Consider the following 16,666-nt stretch of genomic DNA (forward strand, 5'->3'; position numbering starts at 1 on the left):
GAATCATCAACATGCGTATAGCTGTCAGCGGTATCCACATTGAATGCAGCACTTATAACCCGGTGCTGAATGAGGAAAAGGATTTCACCGTCGTGCGTGACGCCCAGTTACTGGCGTCGCCGCGTTTTCGTTTTTTGCAGGATTACTCGGCGACGTTTTTACCGACTATCCACGCCCGTGCCATTGCCGGTGGTCCGGTAGCACGCGCGACGTACGATAAATTCAAAGCGGAAATGCTGGCAGGACTGGAAGCGCAAAAACCGTTCGATGGCTTATATCTGGCGATGCACGGCGCGATGTATGTCGAAGGGCTGGAAGATGCGGAAGGCGACTGGATTGCTGCGGCGCGAAAAGCCGTTGGGCCGGATTGTCCGATTAGCGTCAGTTATGACCTGCACGGCAATGTTTCTCAGCGGATTATCGACGCCATTGATATGTTTTCGACTTACCGCACTGCCCCGCATATCGATGTGGAGGAAACCATGCGCCGTTCGGTCGCGATGCTGGTGAAACATCTGCAAACCGGTGTAAAACCGACGCTGCTGTGGGTGCCGGTGCCGGTGGTATTACCGGGTGAACGTACCAGTACGGAAGATGAACCGGCGAAAAGTTTGTACGCCCGTCTGCCAGAAATGGATGAAGTGGATGGCGTGTGGGACAGCTCGCTGATGGTTGGTTATGTATGGGCAGATGAGCCACGAGCGACAGCCGCAGTGATCATGACCGGCACCGACCGGACGGTGCTGGAACAACAGGGCACGCAACTGGCGCAGGCGTACTGGGACGCGCGCGAAGATTTCGTGTTTGGCTGTGAAACGGACACCGTTGAGTCCTGCGTGAAAAAGGCGATTGCCTGTGAAACTCGTCCGGTGGTGCTGGCCGATTCCGGCGATAACCCGACGGGCGGCGGCGTGGGCGATCGTGCAGATGTGTTGCAGGAGCTTATCAAACAGTATGCGCAAAATACGATCGTGGCAGGTATTGCCGATGCACCGGCAACGGACGCGGCATTTAACGCTGGCGTGGGATCAGTGCTGACGCTGACTTTAGGGGCTTCGCTGGATCATTCCAGCCCGCAGGTGAAAGGTGATTTTGAGGTGGTTTTCCTGCTCGATGCACTGACACCTTCTGACCGTCAGGCGGTTCTGCGCACTGGCGGAATTGACGTCGTGGTGTCGGCGCGTCGTCGTCCGTATCACAACATCAGCGATTTCACTGTGCTGGAACTGGATCCGCATAGCGCCGATATCGTGGTGGTGAAATCCGGTTATCTGTCGCCCGAACTGGCACCGATTGCCAGCCCGAATCTGATGGCGCTGTCTAACGGCGTGGTGGATCAGTTTGTAGAGCGCTTGCCACGCAACCGCAAAGCACGCAAAACCTTCCCGTTTGACCGGGATTTCAGCTATGTGCCGCAGGTGCAGATTTCCGCGCGCAGCAAATAATTCAGGAGCCATAAGATGAATCAGACCGCAGGACAGCAGGAAAAACGTCAGCCCGTGCTGAGCGTGAAGCATCTGACCACTTCATTTCTCGGCGAAGACGACTGGCTGCCGGTAGTGCGTGATTTGTCGTTTGACGTCTATGCCGGAGAAACGCTGGCGATTGTCGGTGAATCCGGTTCCGGCAAGAGCGTGACGTCGCTGTCGGTGATGCGTTTACTGAAAGCACAAAGCAGCCGGATTGAGGGCGAGGTCTGGCTTAATCAGCGCAATGTGCTGCGGCTCTCGGACAAACAGATGCGCGATATCCGTGGCAATGAGATGGCGATGATCTTTCAGGAGCCGATGACGTCGCTTAATCCAACGTTCAGCATCGGACGGCAGATTGCCGAAAGCCTGAAGCGGCATCGCGGCATGTCATCGGCACAAGCGCGGGCAGAAACCCTGCGGCTACTGGAAAAAGTGCGTATTCCGAATGCCAAAGCGCGTTTTGATGAATATCCACATCAGTTTTCCGGCGGCATGCGTCAGCGCGTGATGATCGCCATGGCGCTGGCGCTGAAACCGAAATTACTGATCGCGGACGAACCCACGACCGCGCTGGATGTGACGATTCAGGGACAGATTCTGGATTTGATCAAGACGTTGCAGGAAGAAGAAGGGATGGCGGTGCTGTTCATCACGCATGATATGGGCGTGGTGGCGGAGATTGCCGACCGGACGCTGGTGATGTATCGCGGAGAAGCGGTGGAAAGCGGGGCGACGGAAGACATTTTCCACCGGCCTCAACACCCGTATACCCGTGCATTACTTGCGGCGGTGCCAAAATTAGGGTCGATGCAGGGGCGCGACTGGCCGCTGCGTTTTCCGCAAATCAACCTGCAAACCGGTGAAGCCAGTGTGCCGCAGGAAGTTGCGGGAACCATAGATGCGGGGCTGACGCCGTTGTTATCGGTCAAAAACCTCAGCGCGCGTTTTCCGGTGTATGGCGGTATTTTCAGCCGTCAGGTAGGCGCGGTGCACGCGGTGGAAAATATCAGCTTTGATTTATTTCAGGGCGAAACGCTTTCGCTGGTCGGCGAGTCCGGTTGCGGGAAATCCACGACGGGTCGTGCAGTGACCCGTTTGCTGAAGCCGCACAGCGGCGCGATTGATTTCGACGGTTTCGATGTCACGAATCTGGGTAAGCGCGACATTTTGCAAATGCGTCAGCGCATCCAGATGATATTTCAGGATCCTTTCGCCAGTCTTAACCCGCGTATGCGCATTGGCGACGCGCTGATCGAACCGATGTTGCAACATAAACTGCATAACCGCAGCGATGCGAAAGAGAAGGCGGCGTCGCTGCTGCAAAAGGTCGGGTTGTCGCCGGATATGCTGCGCCGTTTTCCGCATGAGTTTTCCGGCGGTCAGCGTCAGCGAATTTGCATCGCGCGTGCCCTGACGCTCGATCCCAAAGTGATTGTCGCTGATGAGTCGGTTTCGGCGCTGGATGTGTCAGTGAAAGCGCAGGTCGTGAATTTGCTGCTCGATTTGCAGGAAAGCATGAATCTTTCCTATCTGTTTATTTCGCATGACATGGCGGTGGTTGAGCGGGTGAGTCATCGCGTGGCGGTGATGTATCTGGGGGAAATCGTGGAGATCGGGCCACGTGCGGCAATATTTGATAATCCCCAACATGCGTATACCAAAAAACTGATGGCATCTGTGCCGGTGCCGGATCCCCTCCCGCAGAATGCTCAAACGGCAAATGCAGGTGGATGAGCTGAAGAGCCCGGTGCGCGATAACGGCTATGCTCCGCCGCAAAGGCAATATCAGGAAATATCAGCAGGACATTTTGTTCAGGTTTGATGGGGGATACAGGAAAGTTTACTAAGAAGTGACTCAGGGATGAGTCTGGAAGATGGTGGTGGGGGAAGGATTCGAACCTTCGAAGTCGATGACGGCAGATTTACAGTCTGCTCCCTTTGGCCGCTCGGGAACCCCACCACAATTTTTTGTGGCATTTACTACTTACTTCTGGCCTTAAATCATCATGCGCTACATGGATGATTTATCGTTACAGCGGTTAGCTGCGAACGGGGCGCATAATACCAAATGATTCGAAGGTGTAAAGCGCTGAAAGCGATAAAAAAGTTCGTTTGCGGGTTTTTTGTTCTTAACGGTGCTTCTCTGAACGAAAAGCACCGTCAGAATACGGTTTACAGAATAACTGTGCGATTTCCGTAAACAAATACACGCTGCGCCAGCACGCGGTATAACGCCCGGCTGAGGACGTTTTTCTCAACGTCACGGCCTGCACGCATCATATCTTCAGCGGTATAAGTGTGATCGACGTTGATGACGTCCTGCATGATGATCGGGCCTTCATCCAGATTGTCATTCACGTAGTGAGCCGTAGCACCAATCAGTTTCACGCCGCGCTCGTATGCCTGATGGTACGGACGGGCACCGATGAATGCCGGCAGGAACGAGTGATGAATGTTGATCACCTGATGCGGATAATGCTGCACAAAGCCCGGCGTCAGTACGCGCATGTATTTCGCGAGCACCACATAATCAGGCTGGTACTGATCGATTTGCGCAATCATCGCGCTGTCGTGCTGTTCGCGGGTCAGACCGTCGTGGCTAACCAGATGGAACGGAATATCGAAACGCTCAACCAGCGTCTGCAAAGTATCGTGGTTGCCAATGACCGCAGCAATTTCTACATCCAGACCACCGTAAGCGGCCTTCATCAGTAAGTCACCCAGGCAATGCGCCTCTTTGGTGACCAGAATGACGATGCGGCGACGTCCGGTGCTGTTCAGCTCACGGACAGAACCGGCAGGCAGCGCGCTGTCGAGATCGGCCAGCAGGGTGGTGTCGTTGAAAATCCCTTCCAGCTCAGTACGCATAAAGAAGCGGCCGGTGCGGTGATCAACAAATTCGTTGTTCTGCACGATATTGAGTTCGTGCTTGTAGCAAATGTTGGTAATTTTGGCGATCAGACCTTTTGCGTCAGGGCAAATGGTGCGTAACACCTTGGTTTGTACGTTCTGTTGCGGCATGAGGGTGTGGATCCTGTCCAAGACTTATCAATATTACGGTTGAATTATTTACCGCAGCACTTCTTATATTTTTTGCCGGAACCGCACGGGCAAGCATCGTTCCGGCCTGTCTGCGGTTTAATTCCGTCAATATAGTACCAGCGTTCTTTTAAACGAAGAAATCGCGAGCGTTCATGGATGAGGTGAATGTGTTCATCACCGGTTTCTGTGAATCGCGCAGCAAACTCGACAAAGCCTTCATTGTTGTCGCGCCCGTCAGTTTCGCGGATAACCTCAAGTCCTTGCCAGTGCGTGCTGGTAAAGCCTTCCTGTAAACTGTCACGCCATTGCTCGGGTTGACAGTCCGGGTGCCAGGAGGCGATCAGATAACTCGCATTTTTCAAAACATAGGCTGTATAGCGCGAGCGCATCAAAGCTGCCGGAGAAGGCGCCACTTTATTCTCAGTAATGTAGGGCTGGCAGCATTCTTCATAAGAAAGGCTGCTGCCGCAAGGGCATATTTCAGACACACAAACTCCTGAATAGGCAGAGTATCGACATCCGGTGCGCGGTCTGCGCTATTGAATGCACCAAAATGATATGTTACCTAACAAACTCGCCGGGTGACAACGCGCTTCCCGGCCCATTCTCAAGATATGCGAAATATTAAGGTCATCAGATGAGCAGAAAAGTCACCATCGGTCTTGCCCTGGGGTCGGGAGCGGCAAAAGGGTGGGCTCACATTGGCGTGATCAATGCCCTGAAAGAAATGGATATCGAAGTCGATGTGGTGGCGGGTTGCTCGGTCGGTGCGCTGGTCGGTGCGGCGTATGTGAGCAACAGATTACCGGCGATTGAAAGCTGGGTACGTTCGTTCAGCTACTGGGATGTGTTGCGGCTTATGGATTTTTCATGGCGACGCGGCGGTTTGCTGCGCGGCGAGCGGGTTTTCAATGCCGTCGGTCAGTTGATCCGTATCGATGAGTTTGAAAAGTGCTCGAAGAAGTTTGGTGCCGTCGCGACTAACCTGAGTACCGGACGTGAACTGTGGCTGACTAAAGGCGATTTGCATCAGGCTATTCGCGCCTCATGCAGTATGCCTGGCCTGCTGGCACCGGTCTGGCATAACGGTTATTGGCTGGTTGACGGTGCCGTAGTCAATCCTGTGCCGGTGTCGCTCACCCGCGCTCTGGGGGCCGATATCGTGATTGCTGTCGATCTCCAGCATGACGCGCATCTGATGCAGCAAGATTTGCTTACCGTACAACCGACCGGAGAAGCACTAAATACTGAGAAAGAAGTCAGCTGGCGTGACAGAATCCGCCAGCGCTTAACTCGTCCAAACGCCAGAAAGCCGAATGTCAGCCCTTCGGCGATGGAGATTATGTCTACCTCTATTCAGGTGCTGGAGAACCGGCTTAAGCGTAACCGTATGGCAGGTGATCCGCCTGATGTGTTGATCCAGCCGTATTGTCCGCAGATTTCGACGCTGGATTTTCATCGGGCGGAAGAAGCGATTGAGGCGGGCCGGCTTGCGGTTGAAAAGCAAAGAGAGCAGCTGTTGCCCCTGATAAAAAATAGACAGTTCTGAATGGCTTAAAACGTCTTTGGTCGAATCTGACAATTCTGCCAAGCAAAAACAGGCTTTATGAGCCACTATTAGAATAAGAAATTCTGGGGGACCCTGATGGACAAGCCACTTACAAGCAAGCATATTCTCATCGTTGAAGACGAAGCCGTTTTCCGATCTATTCTTGCTGGCTATGTAAGTTCCCTGGGTGCCACCTTTACCGAAGCTGAGAATGGTCTTGAAGCGTTATCCCTGCTTGAGGACTACCCGCCTGACCTGATCCTCTGTGACTTAGCGATGCCAGAAATGGGCGGGATGGAGTTTGTCGAAAATCTGCGGTTGCAGGGCAACAAAATCCCGGTGCTGGTGATTTCGGCCACTGATAAAATGACCGATGTCGCTTCTATGCTGCGACTGGGCGTGGAAGATGTTCTGCTTAAACCTATTAACGATTTGCAGCGTTTACGTGAGGCGTTGCTTACGTCATTGTACCCGAAGCTTTTTTCCTCACAGGCGATGGAAGAAAGTTCACTGGTTCAGGACTGGGAAGCGCTGTGCCGTAATCCGAATGAAGCCCGGCGGTTATTGCAGGAGTTGCAACCGCCTGTGCAGCAGACGCTGGCGAGTTGCCGCATTAACTACCGGCAACTGACAACGGCGGACCGTCCGGGGCTGGTGCTCGATATTGCGGCGCTTTCATCCAAAGATCTCGGGTTTTATTGTCTTGATGTCACCCGTGCCAATGAAAATGGCGTTCTGGCAGCCTTATTATTGCGGGCCATTTTTAACAGCTTATTACGTGAGCATTTGAGTAATCAGCAACAGCGGTTACCGCAAATGTCAACGTTGCTAAAACAAGTCAATCATTTATTCAGACAGGCTAATCTTGAAGGGCAATTCCCTTTGTTACTGGGTTATTATCACGCCGGTTTTAAGAATCTCATTCTGGTTTCTGCGGGATTACATGCCAACGTCAATACCGGCACCAATATGATCCAGCTCAGTAACGGTGTCCCGCTGGGCACGACGGGTGCGACATATTCCAATCAAATCAGTCAGAAATGCGATGCGTGGCAGTGTCAGGTATGGGGAGCAGGTGGGCGTCTGAGATTAATGCTGTCCACAGAGTGAACTCACTTATTGTCACTGATAATAATGCCTTAATAACATTGAGCATTTTTTCGGCGTGTTATTACCTGTCTTCGTTTTAATCCATTCTGCTAAGACCTATCTTATGCAAAATATGCCTTTGCAGGCGAACTTGCGGCTGAAACTGGTATAATGCGTTCCGGAATTTTTGGCTGTCTGTTTCACGTTGTTTAAAAAATAACAAATAGGAATTCGCTGATGAAAGTAACAGTTTTTGGTATCGGTTACGTCGGACTTGTTCAGGCGGCGGTTCTTGCTGAAGTCGGGCACGAAGTTTTGTGCATCGATGTTGATGCAAAGAAAGTGGAAAACCTGAAGAACGGGCAGATCCCAATTTTTGAACCAGGTCTAACTCCTCTGGTTCAACGTAATTACGAAGCAGGGCGTTTGCTGTTCAGCACCAATGCGGCTGAAGGTGTTGCCCACGCTACCGTTCAGTTTATCGCTGTCGGTACTCCGCCAGATGAAGATGGTTCTGCGGATCTTAAATATGTGACTGCCGTAGCGCGCACTATTGCCGAGCACATGACCGAACCTAAAGTAGTTATCGATAAGTCTACTGTGCCGGTGGGTACTGCCGATAAAGTGCGTGCGGTAATGAGTGAAAAACTCAAAGAACGCGGCGTGGATATCACTTTTGATGTCGTATCCAATCCTGAGTTCCTGAAAGAAGGTGCTGCGGTTGCTGACTGTATGCGTCCTGAGCGTATCGTCATCGGTACAGATAATCCTGATGCCATCGATCCTATCCGTGAGCTTTACGAACCGTTTAACCGTAATCACGATCGTATGATCCTGATGGATATCCGCAGTGCTGAACTGACCAAATATGCGGCCAACTGTATGCTGGCAACCAAAATCAGCTTCATGAACGAAATGTCCAATCTGGCAGAGATGCTGGGTGCTGATATCGAAAAAGTGCGTCAGGGGATTGGTTCAGACTCCCGTATCGGTTACCACTTTATCTATCCAGGTTGCGGTTATGGCGGTTCCTGTTTCCCTAAAGATGTTCAGGCATTAATCCGTACAGCAGAGCACATCGGGTATCAGCCGAAACTTCTGCAGGCGGTGGAACAGGTCAATTATCAGCAAAAATATAAATTGCCTGCTTTCATTCAGCGCCACTTCGGTGACGATCTGAAAGGCAAAACCTTTGCGCTTTGGGGGCTGTCCTTCAAACCTAATACCGATGACATGCGTGAAGCCTCAAGCCGTGTATTAATGGAACAGCTCTGGGCTGCGGGTGCGAAAATCAAAGCTTATGATCCTGAAGCCATGAATGAGACACAGCGTATTTATGGTCATCGCGAAGATTTAGAATTAATGGGTACTAAAGAATCCGCATTGCACAATGCTGATGCGTTGATTATTTGTACTGAATGGCAGAACTTCCGTGCCCCTGATTTCGATGTGATCAAAAAAGCATTAAAAGAGCCGGTTATCTTTGATGGTCGAAACTTATTCGATCCTGAACGTTTGGAGAAACGCGGGTTTACTTACTACGGCATTGGCCGCGGTGCTTCAATCAATCCGGTTCTGTAAGGAGTTTTCATGAAATATCTGGTTACCGGCGCAGCGGGCTTTATTGGTTTCTATGTGTCGCAACGTTTGTTAGCAGCGGGTCATTCGGTTGTCGGCATCGATAATCTGAATGATTATTATGATGTCAGCCTGAAACTGGCGCGGCTTGCTCAGCTGGAGAATAAAGACGGCTTCGAGTTTATTAAGCTGGATTTAGCCGATCGTGAAGGCATGGCCGCATTGTTTGCCGGGCAGCGTTTCGAACGTGTGATCCATTTGGCCGCGCAGGCTGGTGTCCGATATTCAATCGAAAATCCTCTGGCTTATGCTGATTCGAACCTGGTAGGTTTTGTAAACATTCTGGAAGGTTGTCGCCATAATAAAGTCGGGCATTTGCTCTATGCTTCTTCCAGCTCAGTTTATGGCTTGAACAAAAAGCAACCTTTCTCAACCGATGATTCTGTTGACCATCCTGTTTCATTGTATGCGGCGACGAAAAAAGCCAATGAATTAATGGCTCACACCTATTCACATCTTTATGGATTACCAACGACCGGATTACGTTTCTTTACGGTATATGGTCCCTGGGGACGTCCTGATATGGCATTGTTTAAGTTTACTAAAGCAATGCTGGAGGGACAGAGTATTGATGTTTATAACCACGGTGAAATGCGTCGAGACTTTACTTATATCGATGATATTGCAGAAGCCATTGTTCGTTTACAGGATGTCATACCGCAATCTGATCCGAACTGGACTGTGGAACAGGGATCTCCGGCCAGCAGTTCCGCGCCTTATTGCGTTTATAATATCGGCAATAACAATCCGGTAAAACTCATGGCCTATATCAGTGCGCTGGAGAAGGCATTAGGCATGGAGGCAGTTAAGAATATGCTGCCAATGCAACCGGGCGATGTGCACGAGACCAGCGCGGATACGCAGCCATTGTCGCAGGCCATTGGCTTTGCGCCTGAAACCAGCGTCGACCAGGGCGTGCAGAAGTTTGTTGACTGGTATCGGGATTTTTATCAGGTCTGAAATTCAGGATAAAACTTCTGTTATGTTGAAGGCTGCTCAGGCAGCCTTTTTTATGGAATCAGTTAAGTCCTATAGCAGTCTGAATGTAATCCTTTTTTAAGATGTACCTGGTTCGTTTTTGTATTAGTGACAAGAAGCATTTATCTGCGGGATTAGAAAACGAAAAGCCCATCATAAAGATGGGCTTTTTTGTATTAACATTTACGTTAATAAGGGCAATTACAGCAGGAAATCGTCCAGTGATTTACCTTGCTCTTCGATTGCTTTCTTGATTACAGCTGGAGTACGGCCCTGGCCAGTCCAGGTTTTGTTTTCGCCGTTTTCATCAACGTATTTGTATTTAGCAGGACGCGCTGCACGTTTTGCTTTGCCGGTAGCTTTAGTTGCAGCCATGGTTTGCAGCAATTCGTTAGGGTCAATGCCATCAGCAATCAGCATTTCACGGTATTGTTGCAGTTTGCGAGTGCGCTCTTCAATCTCAGCAGCTGCCTGAGAATCTTCTTCGCGACGCTCGTTCACAACAACTTCTAATTTTTCCAGCATCTCTTCCAGAGTTTCCAGAGTGCATTCTCTTGCTTGCGCGCGCAGAGTACGGATGTTGTTCAGAATCTTTAATGCTTCGCTCATTATACTAGTCTCAAATTATATTGGTGGGGGGCGTTTGGCTAATAATAGAATGCTCTTCAGTATTCTGCAATAGCCAATTTGTATACCTGACCTTAATTTACGCATTTAAAGCATATGGTGAATGTGTCATGCAAAATATAGGCAGGACATTTCACACTATTTATCTGAGGTCTATAACCCTAATTTCAATACACGCTTAAGCGCTATTGTTGCAATGTGTAAGTCGTTTTATAAGCATGCGATTGTTCACATAATTAAAGAGGAAGTGTAGATAACTAATGTAGGGGCAGGGGAAATGGGGGGAGGCCGTATCGCAAAAGCATACTCAAATTTTTACTTTTATGAGCTTCTACCCAGCCAGATATTGTATAGACAAACCCATTATGCGGCCCTCTGGTATATAAGATGAGCCATGTCAGGGAGTATTGTCGTCTAACGATTACGGATTATCGGCTATTGCATTTATAAATTTTGATTGTAAGTTTCTGTGATTTTTTCAAATGTAATGATTCTTTGAACCGTCCCCGATAACTGTGCCAGAGGGGTGTGGTTATAGATTGTCAGGCTTGTGGTACAATCCACGCCGAAAATTTATGCCATCCATTTACATTATGGGGTCACTCCTTCATGGCTCAGCTTTATTTCTATTACTCGGCAATGAATGCCGGTAAGTCCACTTCGCTATTGCAATCTTCATATAATTATCAAGAACGTGGTATGCGCACGCTGGTGTTAACAGCAGAATTAGATCATCGTTTCGGTGTCGGTAAAGTCAGCTCCCGAATCGGTTTATCCTCGCCGGCAGAGCTCTACAATAAGGACACTGAACTTTTTAATCTGATAGCCCAGGAGAATCGCTTACAGCGTCTGAGCTGCGTTTTGATAGATGAATGCCAGTTCCTCACTAAGGCGCAGGTATCTCAGCTCACTGACGTTGTGGACGATCTGGATGTGCCGGTGCTTTGTTATGGCCTGCGGACCGATTTTCGTGGTGAACTTTTTGAGGGCAGTGAATATTTGCTGGCATGGGCGGATAAACTGGTTGAGCTGAAAACCATCTGTCACTGCGGACGTAAGGCTAACCGTAACCTGAGGCTGGATGAGAAGGGTAACGCCCTGCATGATGGCGCACAGGTCGTTATAGGCGGTGACGAAAGCTATGTATCTGTCTGCCGTAAGCACTACAAAGAAGCCATGGCGGCGTTTGATACCACGGTCGAAGTTAAACCAGAGTAAATCTGCAAAGTATTTACAGAGGTTTTTTGGCTTTTATCTTCAAAGCCATTCTCAAATTTTCCCTCATTTATCCTGAATCCATAAAAAAACCCGCTTTTCAGCGGGTTTTTACTTTCTGATTTGAGCTATCAGAAACTCAGCAGATTATTTTTTGCTGGTTTTCTTTTCAGCTTTAGGAGCAGCAACAACAACTTCTGCTGCTTCTTCTTCGCTGAATTCGCGGCCGTAGAAAGTATCCATCAGAATCTGTTTCAGTTCAGAGATCAGCGGGTAACGTGGGTTAGCACCGGTACACTGGTCATCGAACGCATCTTCAGACAGTTTGTCTACTTTCGCCAGGAAGTCAGCTTCCTGAACGCCTGCTTCACGGATAGAGGTTGGGATACCCAGCTCCGCTTTGATTTCATCCAACCAGGTCAGCAGTTTCTGAATTTTCTGTGCAGTACGGTCACCGGTAGCGCTCAGACCTAAATGGTCAGCCACTTCTGCGTAGCGACGACGCGCTTGTGGGCGGTCATACTGACTGAAAGCAGTCTGTTTAGTTGGGTTGTCATTGGCGTTGTAGCGGATAACGTTAGAAATCAGCATTGCGTTAGCCAGACCGTGTGGAATATGGAACTCTGAACCCAGTTTATGGGCCATTGAGTGACAAACCCCAAGGAAGGCGTTAGCGAACGCGATACCCGCAATAGTTGCCGCATTGTGAACACGCTCACGTGCTACCGGATTTTTAGCCCCTTCGTTGTAGCTGGCTGGCAGGTTTTCTTTCAGCAGTTTCAGTGCCTGCAGAGCCTGACCGTCGGAATATTCGTTAGCTAGTACAGAAACGTAAGCTTCCAGTGCGTGAGTCACAGCATCCAGACCACCGAAAGCACACAGTGATTTAGGCATGTTCATCACCAGATTAGCATCAACGATAGCCATATCAGGTGTCAGCGCATAGTCAGCCAGTGGATATTTCTGACCAGTTGCATCATCGGTAACAACCGCAAACGGAGTCACTTCTGAACCAGTACCGGAAGTGGTGGTGACGGCGATCATTTTCGCTTTCACGCCCATTTTCGGGAATTTGTAGATACGTTTACGGATATCCATAAAGCGCAGCGCCAAATCTTCGAACTGAGTGTCTGGATGTTCGTACAGAACCCACATGATTTTCGCGGCGTCCATCGGTGAACCACCACCCAGCGCGATAATGACGTCTGGTTTGAAGGAGTTCATTTGCTCAGCACCTTTACGAACAATGCTCAGCGTTGGGTCAGCCTCTACTTCAAAGAACACTTCTGTTTCAATACCGTGGCTTTTCAGAACGCTGGTAATCTGATCTGCATAGCCGTTATTGAACAGGAAACGGTCAGTGACGATGAATGCGCGTTTTGCTCCATCAGTAGCCACTTCTTCCAGTGCGATTGGCAGTGAGCCACGACGGAAGTAAATAGATTTCGGAAGTTTATGCCACAACATGTTTTCTGCTCGCTTCGCTACAGTTTTCTTGTTGATCAAGTGTTTAGGACCGACGTTTTCAGAGATGGAGTTACCACCCCATGAACCGCAACCCAGCGTCAGAGAAGGAGCAAGTTTGAAGTTGTACAGGTCACCGATACCACCCTGAGAAGCCGGGGTGTTGATCAGGATACGTGCGGTTTTCATTTTGTTGCCAAAATAGTTCACACGTTCTGGTTGGTTGTCCTGGTCTGTATACAGGCAAGAGGTATGGCCGATACCGCCCATTTCTACCAGTTTCTCAGCTTTAGCAACCGCGTCTTCGAAGTTCTTAGCACGGTACATCGCGAGGGTTGGGGACAGTTTTTCGTGTGCAAATGGTTCTGATTCGTCAACAACGCTGACTTCACCAATTAACACTTTAGTATGAGCTGGCACTTTGATGCCGGCCATTTCGGCAATTTTAGTCGCTGGCTGGCCTACGATAGCCGCGTTCAGGCCACCATTTTTCAGAATGATATCTGAAACAGCTTTCAGCTCTTTGCCTTGCAGCATGTAGCCGCCGTGCGATGCGAAACGTTCACGAACTGCGTTATAAGCAGAATCAACCACGATGATGGACTGTTCAGACGCACAGATTACGCCATTATCGAAGGTTTTGGACATCAGCACGGAAGCAACAACACGTTTGATATCTGCAGTTTCATCTACAACGACCGGGGTATTACCTGCACCCACGCCGATTGCTGGCTTACCGGAGCTGTAGGCTGCTTTAACCATGCCCGGACCACCGGTTGCCAGAATCAGGTTCAGATCCGGGTGGTGCATAAGTTGGTTAGAAAGTTCTACACTTGGTTCATCAATCCAGCCAATGATGTCTTTTGGCGCACCGGCAGCGATAGCAGCCTGCAGAACGATGTCTGCCGCTTTGTTAGTCGCGTTTTTAGCACGTGGGTGTGGAGAGAAGATAATACCGTTACGTGTTTTCAGGCTGATAAGCGCTTTGAAAATCGCAGTGGAAGTGGGGTTGGTAGTTGGGACGATACCGCAAATCAGGCCGATGGGTTCAGCGATAGTGATGGTACCGAAAGTGTCATCCTGGCCCAGGATGCCACAGGTTTTTTCGTCTTTGTAAGCATTGTAGATATATTCGGAGGCGAAGTGGTTTTTGATCACTTTGTCTTCGACAATACCCATTCCGGATTCTTCAACGGCCAGTTTGGCGAGCAGAATACGAGAATCGGCAGCAGCCAGAGCGGCGGCAGCGAAAATCTTATCTACTTGTTCCTGACTGAAGTTGGCATATTCGCGCTGTGCCTTTTTGACTCGCGCAACGAGTGCGTTTAGTTCAGCGACATTTGTTACAGCCATGATGCTCTCCTGATAAAGTTAAACTCTTTTAGTAAATAACTTGCCAAAGACTAGTATAGACCTGCTATCAGTCACCGTGAGAAACTAATTAACTCTATGATTCTCAAGGTGTTGTCTTTGTCTTTTTATTTGCTTAAAGAGCTTCCAGTAGTGAAGCACGTAAGGTAGTAGATAACTCCTCATTCAACGTGGCTTGACGAATATTTGTTCTGCAAACTACCGTTGAGTGACTATGCACAAAGCTTACCTATTTGTAGGCAGACGCAATTTGATCTGGATCACTAAATACCGAAGCTGACACCTTTCAGCAGTAGTTTATTGAGAATAATTATCAAATTAGCCCGTGGATAATACAGTTTTGTATCTAAAGTTATCAATAAAAAAACTGATTTTTAACAAAAGTCTTATCCACTGCCTTTATTTGGAAATCTGGTGATAAAAACTATGAAACGGCGTGGCGCCTTTACTGCGATTCCAGTACATTAGCGCCCATCAAAACCTTCATCTACCGGCGTAACTGTGCGGAGTTCTGCGTGAGCCAATCTTTATTAGATTTTTCTGGTTATATCAAATTCTTTGTCGGGCTGTTTGCACTGGTCAATCCGGTGGGGATCTTGCCCGTGTTTATCAGCATGACCAGCTATCAGGCGGCGGCAGGGCGTAACAAAACCAATATGACGGCCAACCTGTCTGTTGCCATTATATTGTCGACTGCGCTGTTCCTCGGCGATGCAATTTTGCACCTGTTTGGCATTTCCATTGATTCATTCCGTATTGCCGGCGGGATCCTTGTGGTCACTATCGCCATGTCGATGATCAGCGGAAAGCTCGGGGAAGATAAACAGAACAAGCAGGAAAAGTCAGAAACAGCGATCCGCGAAAACGTCGGTGTAGTTCCGCTGGCGTTGCCTTTAATGGCAGGACCCGGTGCAATCAGTTCAACAATCGTCTGGAGTTCGCGTTATCACAGCTGGCCAAACCTGCTGGGTCTGACTGTTGCGATCATGTTCTTCGCCTTCTGCTGCTGGCTGCTGTTCAGGGCGGCACCTTTACTGGTGCGTCTGCTGGGGCAAACCGGCATTAACGTCATCACCCGTATTATGGGATTGCTGCTGATGTCACTGGGCATTGAATTTATTGTGACAGGTATAAAAGCGATTTTCCCGGGCCTTCTTTAATCAATTAGCGGCCGAATTATCACGAAAATACTCATGTGTTTTCGTGATAATTATCACTTCCACTTATAATCGAATGCCTTATTATAGTGCAGCTAATGACTTAATTCAGAGCGATTGCACCCTAATGTGGCGCAAACCCTCGTCTCACTCCTCTTTTCAATCCAAGTCCTCATTTCTATAAATAAACTTAGCTAATTATTCGCTAATTACTGGCGTTTATTGCCCGTATTGACGTTAATTTGCCCACATCATTCTGTAAGGCTTGTGCAGGCTGTATCGAGATGTTATTAGTGTTAACACAGCAGTTAACAGGTGTTTATTCTTATAAATCTAACAATGTTAACTGATTGTGTCAGGCGAGTTCTTGAACAGTTTCCGGTATGGCTTTGATGAGTAATTTCGCCATAAAGATTCTATAAATCAGCGAGTTAATGCTGCTTTCTGCTCTGTGCCTGACTGGCCTGTTGTAAAGACTGTTACGAGTAAAAGAGAATTGCGTAACAAATTTGCAAAATTTATTGGCGCGCGTAACAGGGTTCTGATAATTTTCAAATCGCCTTCAAAAATGGATTTTTGTTTAGAGCAATGCTCCTGGTGAGCACGATTCTTGCTAGTGCGAAAAAGATTGAAGCCATTTTATTTGTTTTTGGAGAGTGTCGTGTCGCAATGCTTACTGCAAATTTATCCTCATGTGTTTTCTGCAAAAAGAAAGCTGGGCATAACGTTGACGACATCAAACCGCCTTATGCTGAATTTTCATGATCAGCTAAACAAATCTTCAGATCTTCATCTTATTAAATTGATGGCTCGCATTTAACCGCGAAGGATTTTCTGTCGCCTTAAGTCGGGTGAATAAGAAAATAATATTGTTAAGTGCAGGAATAACAGTATGTGATTGCCTGGTTCGCCACAGAATTCTTTTTGTCGCGCACAGGGTGAATCAAATGGAGGGAGATCATCCTTAACGATCTCAGAAACCGCAAGGCGATTAACAGCCAGAGGTTTAACGGACTTACCAGGTAACACATGCAGTAGTAGGGGACAGCCATCTGCGGGTGGTA

11 protein-coding genes, 1 tRNA gene and 1 pseudogene are annotated in these 16,666 nt (G+C 48.8%); 8 read left to right on the forward strand and 5 right to left on the reverse strand.

What is annotated here, in order from left to right; genetic code table 11:
* Nucleotides 1–11: 11 nt before the first annotated feature.
* Nucleotides 12–1,445, forward strand: a complete 1,434-nt coding sequence (locus UC15_RS12850) for a M81 family metallopeptidase (protein WP_112288816.1) — start codon at nucleotides 12–14, stop codon at nucleotides 1,443–1,445.
* 15 nt (nucleotides 1,446–1,460) lie between these two features.
* Nucleotides 1,461–3,294 (forward strand): annotated as a pseudogene (locus UC15_RS12855) (ABC transporter ATP-binding protein).
* A 53-nt stretch (nucleotides 3,295–3,347) separates the two neighbouring features.
* Here the strand turns inward: UC15_RS12855 and UC15_RS12860 are convergent.
* The 3 genes from UC15_RS12860 to UC15_RS12870 form a co-directional block, all read right to left on the reverse strand.
* Nucleotides 3,348–3,432: transfer RNA gene (locus UC15_RS12860), tRNA-Tyr, on the reverse strand.
* Between the two features lie 212 nt (nucleotides 3,433–3,644).
* On the reverse strand, nucleotides 3,645–4,493 hold the full coding sequence (gene purU / locus UC15_RS12865) for a formyltetrahydrofolate deformylase (protein ID WP_013575956.1): 849 nt from the start codon (nucleotides 4,491–4,493) through the stop codon (nucleotides 3,645–3,647).
* A 44-nt stretch (nucleotides 4,494–4,537) separates the two neighbouring features.
* A complete protein-coding gene (locus tag UC15_RS12870) occupies nucleotides 4,538–5,002 on the reverse strand; it encodes a YchJ family protein (protein WP_112288817.1) in 465 nt (154 codons plus the stop codon).
* Nucleotides 5,003–5,151: 149 nt separating this feature from the next.
* Between UC15_RS12870 and rssA the strand changes: the two genes are divergently transcribed.
* The 4 genes from rssA (at nucleotide 5,152) to UC15_RS12890 (ending at nucleotide 9,750) form a co-directional block, all read left to right on the forward strand.
* A complete protein-coding gene (gene rssA / locus UC15_RS12875; RefSeq protein ID WP_112288818.1) occupies nucleotides 5,152–6,063 on the forward strand; it encodes a patatin-like phospholipase RssA in 912 nt (303 codons plus the stop codon).
* A gap of 96 nt (nucleotides 6,064–6,159) precedes the next feature.
* A complete protein-coding gene (gene rssB / locus UC15_RS12880) occupies nucleotides 6,160–7,173 on the forward strand; it encodes a two-component system response regulator RssB (protein ID WP_112288819.1) in 1,014 nt (337 codons plus the stop codon).
* A 216-nt stretch (nucleotides 7,174–7,389) separates the two neighbouring features.
* Nucleotides 7,390–8,733 (forward strand): UDP-glucose/GDP-mannose dehydrogenase family protein, encoded by a 1,344-nt coding sequence (locus UC15_RS12885; RefSeq protein WP_112288820.1) that lies wholly within the window; start codon nucleotides 7,390–7,392, stop codon nucleotides 8,731–8,733.
* Between the two features lie 9 nt (nucleotides 8,734–8,742).
* Nucleotides 8,743–9,750, forward strand: a complete 1,008-nt coding sequence (locus UC15_RS12890; RefSeq protein ID WP_112288821.1) for an NAD-dependent epimerase — start codon at nucleotides 8,743–8,745, stop codon at nucleotides 9,748–9,750.
* Between the two features lie 219 nt (nucleotides 9,751–9,969).
* On the opposite strand, the gene hns is transcribed toward UC15_RS12890, so the two are convergent.
* A complete protein-coding gene (hns, locus tag UC15_RS12895) occupies nucleotides 9,970–10,377 on the reverse strand; it encodes a histone-like nucleoid-structuring protein H-NS (RefSeq protein ID WP_013575950.1) in 408 nt (135 codons plus the stop codon).
* Between the two features lie 627 nt (nucleotides 10,378–11,004).
* On the opposite strand from hns, the gene UC15_RS12900 reads away from it, so the two are divergent.
* Nucleotides 11,005–11,613: a thymidine kinase gene (locus tag UC15_RS12900; RefSeq protein ID WP_112288822.1), complete on the forward strand. Its 609-nt coding sequence runs from the start codon at nucleotides 11,005–11,007 to the stop codon at nucleotides 11,611–11,613.
* A 144-nt stretch (nucleotides 11,614–11,757) separates the two neighbouring features.
* Here the strand turns inward: UC15_RS12900 and adhE are convergent, their stop codons facing one another.
* Nucleotides 11,758–14,427 carry a bifunctional acetaldehyde-CoA/alcohol dehydrogenase gene (gene adhE, locus UC15_RS12905; protein WP_112288823.1) on the reverse strand — a complete coding sequence of 890 codons (2,670 nt, stop codon included), beginning with the start codon at nucleotides 14,425–14,427 and terminating at the stop codon, nucleotides 11,758–11,760.
* Nucleotides 14,428–14,960: 533 nt separating this feature from the next.
* Between adhE and UC15_RS12910 the strand changes: the two genes are divergently transcribed.
* On the forward strand, nucleotides 14,961–15,605 hold the full coding sequence (locus UC15_RS12910) for a YchE family NAAT transporter (protein WP_112288824.1): 645 nt from the start codon (nucleotides 14,961–14,963) through the stop codon (nucleotides 15,603–15,605).
* Nucleotides 15,606–16,666 lie beyond the last annotated feature (1,061 nt).

The sequence above is a fragment of the Rahnella sp. AN3-3W3 genome (assembly GCF_003263545.1).
GTDB lineage: Bacteria > Pseudomonadota > Gammaproteobacteria > Enterobacterales > Enterobacteriaceae > Rahnella > Rahnella variigena.